This window comes from Cloacibacterium sp. DMC96, assembly GCF_056313765.1.
Window position 1 is genome coordinate 1,784,779 of the sequence record NZ_JBQUZQ010000001.1, and the last position, 12,011, is coordinate 1,796,789.

The 12,011-nt window shown below is 33.1% G+C and carries 13 protein-coding genes; 6 read left to right on the forward strand and 7 right to left on the reverse strand.

Features of this window, described 5'->3' with window-relative positions; all coding sequences use genetic code 11:
* Positions 1–113 precede the first annotated feature (113 nt).
* Both ACT53I_RS08020 and ACT53I_RS08025 read left to right on the forward strand, forming a co-directional pair.
* Positions 114–1,973: a CocE/NonD family hydrolase gene (locus ACT53I_RS08020; RefSeq protein WP_476079255.1), complete on the forward strand. Its 1,860-nt coding sequence runs from the start codon at positions 114–116 to the stop codon at positions 1,971–1,973.
* 83 nt (positions 1,974–2,056) lie between these two features.
* Positions 2,057–2,449 (forward strand): YidH family protein, encoded by a 393-nt coding sequence (locus ACT53I_RS08025; protein ID WP_476079256.1) that lies wholly within the window; start codon positions 2,057–2,059, stop codon positions 2,447–2,449.
* Here the strand turns inward: ACT53I_RS08025 and mazG are convergent, their stop codons facing one another.
* From mazG to ruvX, 4 genes are all read right to left on the reverse strand, one after another.
* A complete protein-coding gene (gene mazG, locus ACT53I_RS08030) occupies positions 2,450–3,217 on the reverse strand; it encodes a nucleoside triphosphate pyrophosphohydrolase (RefSeq protein WP_476079257.1) in 768 nt (255 codons plus the stop codon).
* A 118-nt stretch (positions 3,218–3,335) separates the two neighbouring features.
* On the reverse strand, positions 3,336–3,902 hold the full coding sequence (locus ACT53I_RS08035) for a DUF5606 family protein (protein WP_476079258.1): 567 nt from the start codon (positions 3,900–3,902) through the stop codon (positions 3,336–3,338).
* Positions 3,903–3,984: 82 nt separating this feature from the next.
* Positions 3,985–4,557 (reverse strand): peptide deformylase, encoded by a 573-nt coding sequence (def, locus tag ACT53I_RS08040; RefSeq protein ID WP_213189746.1) that lies wholly within the window; start codon positions 4,555–4,557, stop codon positions 3,985–3,987.
* Complete coding sequence (ruvX, locus tag ACT53I_RS08045) at positions 4,554–4,970, reverse strand: Holliday junction resolvase RuvX (RefSeq protein ID WP_213196672.1); 417 nt, start codon at positions 4,968–4,970, stop codon at positions 4,554–4,556. The genes def and ruvX overlap by 4 nt, the downstream gene beginning before the upstream one ends.
* Positions 4,971–5,051: 81 nt before the next feature.
* Between ruvX and ACT53I_RS08050 the strand changes: the two genes are divergently transcribed.
* The 4 genes from ACT53I_RS08050 to ACT53I_RS08065 all read left to right on the forward strand — a co-directional run bounded on the left by ACT53I_RS08050 (position 5,052) and on the right by ACT53I_RS08065 (position 8,922).
* Complete coding sequence (locus ACT53I_RS08050) at positions 5,052–5,534, forward strand: SixA phosphatase family protein (protein WP_476079259.1); 483 nt, start codon at positions 5,052–5,054, stop codon at positions 5,532–5,534.
* Positions 5,535–5,537: 3 nt separating this feature from the next.
* Positions 5,538–6,419, forward strand: a complete 882-nt coding sequence (locus ACT53I_RS08055; RefSeq protein ID WP_476079260.1) for a Ppx/GppA phosphatase family protein — start codon at positions 5,538–5,540, stop codon at positions 6,417–6,419.
* Positions 6,420–6,442: 23 nt separating this feature from the next.
* Positions 6,443–7,183, forward strand: a complete 741-nt coding sequence (locus ACT53I_RS08060; RefSeq protein WP_476079261.1) for a hypothetical protein — start codon at positions 6,443–6,445, stop codon at positions 7,181–7,183.
* A 113-nt stretch (positions 7,184–7,296) separates the two neighbouring features.
* Positions 7,297–8,922 (forward strand): AMP-binding protein, encoded by a 1,626-nt coding sequence (locus ACT53I_RS08065; RefSeq protein ID WP_476079262.1) that lies wholly within the window; start codon positions 7,297–7,299, stop codon positions 8,920–8,922.
* A 65-nt stretch (positions 8,923–8,987) separates the two neighbouring features.
* Here ACT53I_RS08065 and ACT53I_RS08070 read toward each other — a convergent pair whose 3' ends face one another.
* The 3 genes from ACT53I_RS08070 to ACT53I_RS08080 all read right to left on the reverse strand — a co-directional run bounded on the left by ACT53I_RS08070 (position 8,988) and on the right by ACT53I_RS08080 (position 11,787).
* Positions 8,988–9,239 (reverse strand): NifU family protein, encoded by a 252-nt coding sequence (locus ACT53I_RS08070; RefSeq protein WP_069797210.1) that lies wholly within the window; start codon positions 9,237–9,239, stop codon positions 8,988–8,990.
* Positions 9,240–9,280: 41 nt separating this feature from the next.
* A complete protein-coding gene (locus ACT53I_RS08075; RefSeq protein WP_476079263.1) occupies positions 9,281–10,384 on the reverse strand; it encodes an Mrp/NBP35 family ATP-binding protein in 1,104 nt (367 codons plus the stop codon).
* Positions 10,385–10,536: 152 nt separating this feature from the next.
* Entirely contained in the window at positions 10,537–11,787 is a 1,251-nt protein-coding gene (locus ACT53I_RS08080; protein ID WP_476079264.1) for a dicarboxylate/amino acid:cation symporter, read from the reverse strand.
* Positions 11,788–12,011 lie beyond the last annotated feature (224 nt).

The window sequence follows — 12,011 nt, forward strand, 5'->3', positions numbered from 1 at the left end:
TCTTACTATTTTTCATTTTTTGAGGTTAAAGAATTCATCTTTCTAAAATAAAATTCAGTTTTAACAATCATAATAACGATTAATTATTATTTTTGTTAAAATTTATTTGACTTATGAAGAAAATACTTGCGCTTTTAGCAATTTTTAGTATTGTTTGGCTTTCTGCTCAAAATACTTTTGTAAAAGACAATTACACCAAAAAAGAAGTGTACATCACCATGAGAGATGGTGTAAAATTATTCACCTCCATCTACATTCCGAAAGATATTACCGCTAAAAACAAATATCCTTTTTTAATGCAGAGAACCTGCTATTCTGTAGCGCCTTATGGTGAAGATCAGTATAAAAGAAGCCTTGGTCCGAATAAATTTTTACAAAACGATAAATATATTTTCGTCTATCAAGACGTTCGCGGAAGATACATGAGCGAAGGTACATTTACCAACATGACGCCTCAAGTAGACCATAAAACAAAGAAAGACGTAGACGAAAGTACCGATACTTATGACACGATTGATTGGCTCATCAAAAATATTGAAAACAATAACGGAAATGTAGGTCAATACGGAACTTCTTATCCTGGTTTTTATGCTGCAGTAGGTACTTTAGCAAATCACCCTGCTTTGAAAGCTTCTTCTCCTCAAGCTCCTATTTCAGATTTCTGGTTTGACGATTTTCATCACAATGGTGCTTTTATGATGGGATATTTTAGAACTTTCCCTGTATTTGGAGTACAAAAAACTAAGCCAGAAAATTCTGCTTGGTACACAGAACAAAGCAAAAAATTAGGTGCAAAATCTGAAGATGGTTCACTTTTCTTCAATGAAATGGGAACGCTAAAAGATGGCATTGACAAATATTACGGAAGAGATAATTTTTTCATCAATGAAATTGTAGACCATCCTAATTATGATGATTTCTGGAAAAAAAGAGACCTTTTACCTCATCTCAAAAACATAAAACACGCGGTAATGACAGTTGGCGGTTGGTTTGATGCAGAAGATTTGAGAGGTCCGCTTCACATTTATAAAACCATCGAAAAAAATAATCCTAAAGCTAAAAACTCTATTGTAATGGGACCATTTTCTCATGGTGGTTGGTCTTATGAAATGGGAAAACATTTTCATAATGAAGTATATTTCGGGGATAGCATTGCTACTTTTTATCAAAAAAATATAGAAACTCCGTTCTTTAATCATCATTTAAAGAATACTAAATCTGCAACTGAACTTCCTGAAGCCTATATGTTTGATACTGGGAAAAAAGAATGGAAACAATTTGCAGAATGGCCACCGAAAAATGCTCAAAAAACTGCTTTTTATTTAAGAGAAAACGGACAATTTAGCACAGAATCTCCAAGTTCTGCTTCTTTCACAGAATATTTCTCTGACCCAAACAAACCAGTTCCGAGCAGTACCAATTTGAAAGACTTCAATGGTTTTACGCCTAGAAATTACATGAGTGAAGACCAAAGATTTGCAGAAAATAGACCAGATGTAGCTTCTTTCACCACAGAAATCCTTGTAGAAGACCTTACTTTGGCTGGAGAAATTAAAGTAAAATTAAAAATAGCGACTACAGGAACAGATGCAGATTTCTTCGTGAAACTGATTGATATTTATCCTGCAGACGAAAAAGGAATGAAAGAAAAACCAGGCGTTATCTACGGAAATTATCACCAAATGGGAAGAAGCGAAATTATGCCTGCGAGATTTAGAAATTCTTTTGAAAAACCAGAAGCATTGGTTCCTAATCAAGAAACAGAAGTGGTTTTTAACCTTCAAGATGTATTGCACACTTTCAAAAAAGGTCACAAAATCCAAATTCAAGTGCAGAGTACAGCTTATCCATTATTTGCTGTAAATCCTCAGAAATTTTTAGAAAATCCTTACAAAGCAGAAAAATCTGATTATACTAAAGCTTTCCAAAAAATCTTTAACAACTCAGTAATTGAAGTAGAGATTTTGAAATAAAAATGTAGAATTGGCAGAAGAAATATTCTGCCAATTTATTTTCAATCAAAAAATAATAGCTAACTTGTCAAGAAAAATTGGTTATGCAACCCGATAAACCTAAAAACCTTAATGACCATCTTGCTAATGAAAGAACTTTTTTAGCATGGTCAAGAACGGGAATTGGAGTAATGGCGTTCGGTTTTGTAGTGGTAAAATTCTCTCTTTTTTTGAAACAATTTTCACTGATATTTGGAAACCAAAACATCATTCATAGCAAAGGTTATTCAGCAGAAATTGGGATTTTACTGGTCGTTTTTGGACTTATAATTTCAATTTTTGGATACTTCCGTTATAAAAAAACTGAAAAACAGATTAATGAAGATACATTTAAAAATAATTCTTTTTTAATCGGGCTTTCAACCATTATATTGATTGTTTTCACCTTGATTCTCATTTGGTATTTGATTACCAGCGTAGAATCTTATGCGAAATAATTAAACCGTTTTCTTGGCTTCTTCCCAAAGGATATCCATTTCTTCTAAAGGCATTTCTGCAAGGTTAAGATTCTTTTCTAAAGCCAATTTTTCTAGCGTTTGGAAACGTTTGATGAATTTAATATTGGTGCGTTCCAAAGCAGAATCCGCATTAAGCCCAGAAATTCTAGCATAATTAATCAGCGAAAAGAAAACATCTCCCAATTCTTGTTCCTTTTTTTCGGGATTGGTTTCGGCGTGAAATTCGGCAAGTTCTTCATCTACTTTTTTCCAAGCATCTTCGGCAGAAGCAAATTCAAAACCTATTCCTTTTACTTTTTCCTGAATTCGATATGCTTTAATAATCGGTGGCAAACTTTTCGGAACTCCTGCTAAAATAGACTTGTTTCCTTCTTTTAGCTTCAGTTTTTCCCAATTTTGTTTCACTTCTTCTTCGTCTTTCACTTCTACATTTCCATAAATGTGAGGATGACGGAAAATGAGTTTCTCATTAAGTGAATTAATCACATCTGCAATATCAAAACTCTTCTTTTCGGAACCAATTTTAGCATAAAAAACCAAATGCAACAAAACATCGCCCAATTCTTTCTTAATTTCGGCGAGATTTTCTTCGAGCAAAGCATCAGAAAGTTCGTAGACTTCTTCTAGCGTCAAATGTCTCAAAGATTGCAAATCTTGCTTTTTATCCCAAGGACATTTTTCTCGCAAATCGTCCATGATATCGAGTAATTTAGAGAAAGCTTCTAGTTTTTGTTCTTTGGAGTTCATACCATAAGTTTAAGGTTAAGGCAAAGGTAAAGATTGAACATAAAAAATCCCGCAGATTTCTTAGAAAAACACCAATAAAATGTCTTAATCTTTGAAATCTGCGGGAAAATATAAATTGTTATCCCTGTTTTCTTTGAGTAGATTTTACGGTAGTTTTAGCAGATGAAGATGCTTTCGCTTTTGGGGCAGCTGGTTTCTCCGCTTTTGGAGTAGCTTTTTTAGCTGCTGCTTTCTTTTCTACTGGCTTTTCTTCTACTATTTCAGCGTCTTCTACTGTTGGTTCTTCTTCTTTTACAAAAGCTTCTGGCTTAATATATCCTGCTTTTTGTAATAAGTTATACCATTGTACCAATTTTTTGATATCTGAACCGTAAACTCTATCTACGTCATAGTTTGGTAAAACTGAAGACATGAAAGATTTTAATTCATTTTCAGAAGATTTGTGATTAATGGCTTCTTTATAGTCAAATTTTTCAGCAATGTTTTTCATTACTTCAAAAAGTGGAACTTCTTGGTCAAAAGTATAAATCGCAATATTGTCTAATAAACTTACTTGAGAAGTATTAGAAATGCTTGCTTTTTTTCCTGTAGAAATATCTTCTACGATAAAACCTGATCTTAATTGCGTTACTAGGGTAAACAAACCTGGTTTCCCAGAAATCGAAATTATTTTTTCTAACTGCATTTTATTTTTATTTTTTTAAGTTCAATAGAGTTGTGTTCAAGATTTTTTGGTGATTCAATAAGTCTCGAACTTGAAGTTTTTGTTACTTAGGAAATCTCATTTTATATCCTACATGAATATCTCCTGAAGTAATTTTAGTCAATTTTCCTTTGATGATTTTTTTCTTTAGAGGACTGAGTTTATCCGTAAAAAGTACGCCTTCTATATGGTCATACTCATGCTGAATTACTCTGGCTCTAATGTCTGAAAACGTTTCGGTATGTTTAACGAAATTTTCGTCAAAATATTCTATCAAAATCGTTTCTTTTCTGCTTACATCTTCTCTCACATCTGGAATCGAAAGACAACCTTCATTAAATTTCCATTCATTACCGCTTTCTTCTAAAATTCTAGCGTTGATGAATACTTTTTTGAAATCTTGCAATTCATCTGCAATATCTTCATAATCTTCATCATCAGCTAATGGAGTTACATCTACGATGAAAAGACGAATGTCTAAGCCAATTTGAGGCGCAGCAAGACCTATTCCATGTGCTGCGTTCATGGTTTCGAACATATTGTCTATAAGTTCTTTAAGCTCAGGATAATCTGGCGAAATATCATGGGCTTTTTTTCTTAAAACTGTGTCTCCGTATGCTCTGATTGGTAAAATCATCTTTGTTTTTGTTCTAAAAAATTCTGTAAAATTATGGTAGCACTCACTTTATCAATAAGCGCTTTTTCTTGTCTCTGTTTTTTATTTTTCCCACTTTGAGAGATAAAAAACGAAGCCATTTTTGAGGTAAAACGTTCATCAAATCGATGAATTTCTACTTCGGGAAAAAGTTCTTTCACTTTTTCTATAAATTTTAAAATATCCGTCTCAATTTCTGATAAATTCCCCTTCAAATCAGTAGGTAATCCTATTACCAAAGTTTCAACTTTATTTTCTGAAAAATATTTTTCTAAAAAAGAAAATATATTTTTAGTTTCTACAGTAGTTAACGCACTAGCAATCAACTGCATATCATCTGTAGCTGCAATTCCGCAACGCACTTTTCCGTAATCAATAGCAACTACTTGACTCATAGTTTGCAAATTTACTAAAATTTTTCAGCTTGTAGAAATTCAAATTTTTGCTAATTTTAAACTCAGAAACTTTTCTACCCTATGAAAACACTTCTTTTAGTAAGACATGCCAAAAGTGATTGGCCAACGAACATAGATGATTTTGACCGACCACTGAATGAGCGCGGACACAAAGATGCACCTAAAATGGCGAAATTCCTCAAAGAAATTTCTGTAACCATAGATGGATTTGTGACCAGTCCTGCAAAAAGAGCATTGACTACTTGCAGATATTTCGCCGAAGTGTTCGAAAATAAAAACATTCAAAAAATAGAAGAATTATACAATGCTTCGCCTACAGAATTTCTAGAAGTGATAGAACATCTGAACGATTCTTTAGATCATGTTGCCATTTTTTCTCATAATAACGGGATTACCTATTTTGCTAATTCTCTAACCAATGAAAATATAGAACACATGCCAACTTGTTCTGTGGTAGCTTTTAAAATTTCTGCCGAAAGTTGGAAAGAGTTTAAAAACGCAGAGAAAAATTTCTTATTCTTCCACAATCCAAAAGAAATATAAAACATGAAAATTGCAGCAATAGACATCGGGAGTAATGCAGCAAGATTGCTCATCAATGAAGTAAAAGAACCTAAAAAAGGAAAGCCAGAATTCGTAAAACTGAATCTTCTGAGAATTCCTTTCAGATTGGGAATAGACGTTTTTACCACTGGCGAAATTGGCAAAGAAAGAAAGGAAATGGTCATTAAATCTATGAAAGTTTTCTCTCAATTGATGGAAATTTATGGCGTAGAACATTACCGAGCTTGTGCTACCAGTGCGATGAGAGATGCTAAAAATGGCAAAGAAATTATAGATTTGGTCAAAAAGGAATCAGGAATACAGATTGAAATTATTTCTGGCGATGAAGAAGCTACGCTTATCTACGAAAATCACGTAGCAGAAGGACTTGACAAAAATTTTGGATATTTATACATAGACGTAGGTGGTGGTTCTACAGAATTGACATACTACGAAAATGGCAAAATGAAATACGAACATTCTTTCAATATTGGTACGATTAGATTGCTCAATAATCTAGTGACCAAAGAAAATTGGGAAGAAATGAAAAGCGAAATCAAAACCAAAATTGTGAGCAAAAAACCTATGGTTGCGATTGGTTCTGGCGGAAATATCAATAAAATTTTCAGTATGAGCAAAACCAAAGACGGAAAACCAATGTCTGCGAATATGCTCAAAACATTTTACAAAGATTTAAAAGAACTTACCGTAGAAGAAAGAATGCTAAAACATAATTTGAGAGAAGACAGAGCAGATGTAATTGTTCCAGCATTAGAAATTTTCAATAAAGTATTAAGTTGGGCAGAAATTTCACAGATTTTCGTTCCTAAAATTTCTGTTGCAGATGGATTAATTCACAGTATTTATGATAAAGTTCGTAAATGATAATTTATAAAAACATTTTAACCATGAAAAAAATAATTATATTAGGTTTATTAGTACATTTAATTTCTTGTTCAGAAAATCAAGAAACATTTGAGCGAAAAGAAAATAAAGAAGAGGAAAAAGTTTCCAATTTAAAAATTCAAACTCATGAATCTTTTGAAATTGATAGCAGTGGAATTGTAATATTCCCTTTACAAATTGGAGAAACTGATGATTCTAGATTAAAAGGCTCTTTTGAGTCTGGAAAAAGAGATGCTTATTGGAATATGATTTTCTACAATACAAGTACTGGAAAGAAACATTGGTTAAGTGACAAAAAAATGTTAATCCTTAATTATGAAACCAATTACGATAATAGTAGCTATTATTCTTCTGAGGATTCCGATACTCCAAAAATTGATAATTATTCTTCTAAAAATTATATTATCTATAATATGATTACAGAGGATTTTAACCAAGATAAAAAATTAAATTATAGCGATCCAACTTATCTTTTTATTACTGACAAAGAAGGCAAAAATTTAAAACAAATTTCCCCAAGCAATCTTAATGTAGTTGATTGGAAATTAATTCCAAAAACCAATAAGATTATCATCAATGCTAGAAAAGATATCAATGGAAATAAAAATTTTGAAGACAGTGAAGATGAATTAATCAATTTAGAATTTGATTTAAATAGTCAAAAAACCGCTAAATTAATTTTTGATAAAAAAGAGAAAGATTCTTTGATTAAAAATTTTAAAAAGAATTGGAATACAAAATAAAGATTGTTTTTTTTGCTAAATTAATATACATTTTAAAAATCATTTAATAATTCTTTATACCTTTATTCTACCTTTCTGAAAAGAAAGGTTTTTTTCTTACAAAAAAATAAAGAATGAATACTCAATTATCCTATGTTCACGGCGATTCTTCTATTCCACTTTTAGGAGAAACTATTGGCGAAAATCTAAAAAAAACAGTAGAAAAATTTCCTAAAAATGATGCTCTGATTTGCTCACATCAAAATTATCGAGCAACTTACGAAGAATTTTATGAGCAAACTTCGCAAGTTGCCAAAGCGATTCTACATCTAGGTGCAAAACCAGGGGATAGAGTTGGAATTTGGTCTCCCAATCGTTATGAATGGGTTTTATTGCAATATGCAACTGCCAGAATTGGGGTGATTTTGGTTAATATTAATCCTGCTTACAGAACCAGTGAACTTATTTTTGTATTGAATCAATCTCAAATCAAATATATGTTTGCGTCTTTGAGTTTCAAAACAAGCAATTATAAAAAAATGGTAGACGATGCTCGAGAATTTACCTCCACGTTAGTAGATGAAGTCTTTTTCGATAAAAATTGGGATGATTTTCTAAAAGGAGCGACTCATATTTCTGATGAAGAACTTCAAAATTATGAAAACCAAATTCAATTTGACGACCCTATAAATATTCAATATACTTCTGGAACTACAGGCTTTCCGAAAGGAGTTACGTTATCTCATCATAATATTTTAAACAATGGATATTTCATTGGCATCAGACTTCATTATACCGAAAAAGACCGAGTTTGCATTCCTGTTCCTTTTTATCATTGCTTCGGAATGGTCATCGGAAATTTATGTTGTACCGCTCACGGTTCTACCATGGTTGTTCCTAATGATAGTTTTGACCCAAAACTTACGTTAGAAGTAGTAGAAAAAGAAAAATGCACTTCACTTTATGGCGTTCCTACAATGTTTATCGCTACTTTGCATGAACTGGATTTAAAAAATTATGATCTTTCGAGTCTTAGAACAGGTGTGATGGCAGGAGCGGTTTGTCCGCCAGAAGTAATGAAAAGAGTAGAAAACCAAATGAACATGAAAGAAGTGACCATTTGCTATGGAATGACGGAAACTTCGCCTGTTTCTACTCAGACTAAAATTGGAACTCCATTTGAAAAACAAATTCATTCGGTAGGAACCATTCATGATCATTTAGAAATTAAAATCATCAATCCAGAAACGGGTAAAATCGTGAACAGAGGCGAAAATGGAGAACTCTGTACCAGAGGTTACTCTGTAATGTTGAAATATTGGGATAATCCAGAAGCAACCAATCAAGTTTTAGACAGCGCAAGATGGATGCATACTGGCGATCTTGCCATGATGGACGAAGAAGGTTACATTCATATTTCTGGAAGAATTAAAGACTTGATTATCCGAGGCGGAGAAAACATTTCTCCTAAAGAAATTGAAGATTTTTTATATCAATATCCTAATGTTTTAGACGCTCAAGTTATTGGCGTTCCGAGTGAAAAATTCGGGGAGGAAGTAATGGCTTGGATTAAAGTAAGAGAAGGATTTTCCTTAACCGAAGAAGAGCTTGTCAACTTCTGCAAAGGACAAATTGCCCATTATAAAGTTCCCAAATACTGGAAATTTGTGCAAGAATTTCCAATGACGATTTCTGGAAAAGTAAGAAAAGTAGAAATGCGCGAAATGGCAATTAAAGAACTCGGTTTAGGCAAAAAATAAATCGAAATATTCAAAAACAAAAGGCTGCAAAATTGCAGCCTTCGTTTATTTTTATTGAAAAAAGATTAGTCTACACTTACCACTTCTTTGATGCTTGGAACAAATTGTTTGATGGTATTTTCTACACCTAGTTTCATGGTAGAAAAACTCATAGGGCAACCAGAACAGTTTCCTTGCAATTTTACCATTACTCTATTATCAATAACATCTACCAATTCTATATCACCACCATCATTATTTAGAAACGGACGAATACTTTCCAAAGCTTCCATTACTTTGGTTACTATTTCTTCGTGAGTGAGTTTATCTTTATTCATAATTTATTCAAAATTTGTATTCAAAAATTGTAATTGCCCAATTATTTCTTAGGTGAACAACCTGCCATTGTTGTAATTTTCACCGCTTCAGTTGGTGGTAGATTTTTATTTCTTTCCACTAAGCTTTCTATCATTTTTTGTGCAGTTTCTTTATAAATTTCTGCAATTTTAGAACCTTCTTGCAATGCTACTGGTCTACCAACATCTCCTGCTTCTCTAATGCTTTGAATTAAAGGAATTTCACCTAAAACTGGAATTCCTAAATCTTCCGCCATAAACTGAGCGCCTTGTTTTCCGAAGATGTAATATTTATTTTCTGGCAATTCTTCAGGTGTAAAATACGCCATATTTTCAATTAAACCTAAAACTGGAATATTAATACTTTCCATCGTAAACATAGCGATTCCTTTTTTCACGTCTGCTAAAGCTATGTGTTGCGGTGTAGAAACAATTACAGCACCCGTTACAGGAACTTCTTGAATAATCGAAAGGTGAATATCTCCTGTTCCTGGAGGAAGGTCAATCAATAAGAAATCTAGATTTCCCCAAGCTGCATCACGAAGCATTTGGTTCAATGCTTTACTTGCCATAGGTCCTCTCCACACTACTGCTTGATTCGCTCCAGAGAAATAACCAATGGAAAGCATTTTCACGCCGTAATTTTCGATAGGTTTCATCATATTTTTACCTTCAACTTCTACAGAAATTGGCTTTTCTGCTTCGGTATCAAACATGGTAGGAACAGATGGTCCGTAAATATCTGCATCTAGAACACCTACAGAGAATCCCATTTTTTGTAAAGTCACGGCTAAGTTTGCAGTTACCGTAGATTTTCCTACGCCACCTTTACCAGAAGCAATGGCGATAATATTTTGAATTCCTGGAATTTCTTTTCCTTTGATTTGGTTTTGTTGAACTTGCGAAGGTTCAGGTGAAGTGATTTTAAGTTTCAGCACTACTTGGTCACCAAATTCAGTAGCAAAAGCCTGCTTCATGGCTGCTTCTAGCTTCTTCTTTTCGTGCATTGCTGGAGAATGTGCAATCATATCAATGTACACATCATCACCCATTACTTGGAAGTTTTGTACTAAATCATCAACTTCTATTTCTTTCAGAAACTCCTGAACTCTGGTTTTCGTCAACATAATTTTTTGAATTTTTTTGAGATACAAATTTACATAAAAATAATTAATTTGGAATGAATAAAAATAAGTATCTCAATGATTGATAGAATTGATTTACAATAAAAAAAACTTCAGATAGTTCCGAAGTTTTTAATTTTATATTTTTTAAATTTTTATAACTCACCACCGTGATTATCGAGCTGTCCTTCCCATTTAGAAACGGCTGAAGTAGCGAGTGCATTTCCTAAAACATTGGTCATACTTCTTCCCATATCGCAGAAATGGTCAATCGGTAAAATTAAGGCAATTCCTTCTGGCGGAATTCCAAACATAGAACAAGTCGCTACAATAATCACCAAACTCGCTCTTGGAACTCCTGCAATTCCTTTTGAAGTCAGCATTAACACCAAAAGCATGGTGATTTGTTGACCAACTGTCATGTCGATTCCATAAATCTGAGCAATGAAAATAGAGGCAAAAGTCATATACATCATGCTTCCATCTAAATTGAAAGAATATCCTAATGGTAAAATGAATGATACAATTCTATTATTACAACCAAAACGCTCTAATTCTGTTACCAGTTTCGGGAAAACTGCTTCTGAACTGGTTGTAGAAAAGGCAATAAGCAAAGGTTCTTTGATTCTTCTTAATAATTCGAATAATCTATTTCCTAAAATGAGATAACCTACAATACATAAAATCAACCATAAAACCCCAAGTGCAAAGAAGAAATCTCTGAGATAAATCGCGTAAACTTTGAAAATTTCGAAACCATTGGTTGCCACAACTGCTGCAATAGCTCCTAAAACACCAAGTGGAGCAAACCACATGATATAACCTACCATTTTTAGAATAGCATGCGCACAAACATCTAAAAATTTGATTACAGGTTTAGAATATTCATCTCCCAAATGAGAAAGGGCAATACCAAACATAATAGAAAACAATACAATTTGCAAAACTTCATTGGTAGCAAAAGCTTCGAAAACGCTTTTTGGAACTACGTGTTTCACAAAATCTTCCAGAGAAAATCCTTTGGAATTATCCAAAATTTCTTTAGCAGAATTGGCATCTTGAATTGGCAATTTGGTAACGTGACCAGGTTCTAACCAATTTACCAAAACCAAACCTAACATGAGCGAAACCAAAGATGCGGTAATAAACCACAGCATTGCTTTACCTCCTACTCTACCAATCATTGCAGTATCTCCCATTTTCGCGATTCCCACAACCAATGTTGTAAAAACCAATGGTGCGATAATCATCTGTACTAATCTGATGAAAATGGTTCCGAGAAGTTTTATATTTTTAGAAAAAGATTCTGTATTTTCTGGAAACTGAGTGTGTACTACTCCACCAATAATTACCCCTAAAACTAAAGCAATGATAATTGCAAAGAAAAGTTTGTTTTGTCCTTTCATATATTGATTTTCTATAGAATACAAATATAGTTTTTTTAATGAAATATTGGTAATTGTTTTGAAGCGGTATTTCTGGACAAGCGATAGCAGTGGAAATCCTTTTTAGTGGCGGCAGCTTTGCTGCCACCACCGAAAAAGATTGTAACGAATAGCGCGGTCCCGAAAATTTCTTGATTGGCAAAAGCTTTGGGAAAATTTTCGGGAGGGCCCAAAATAAAAAATCC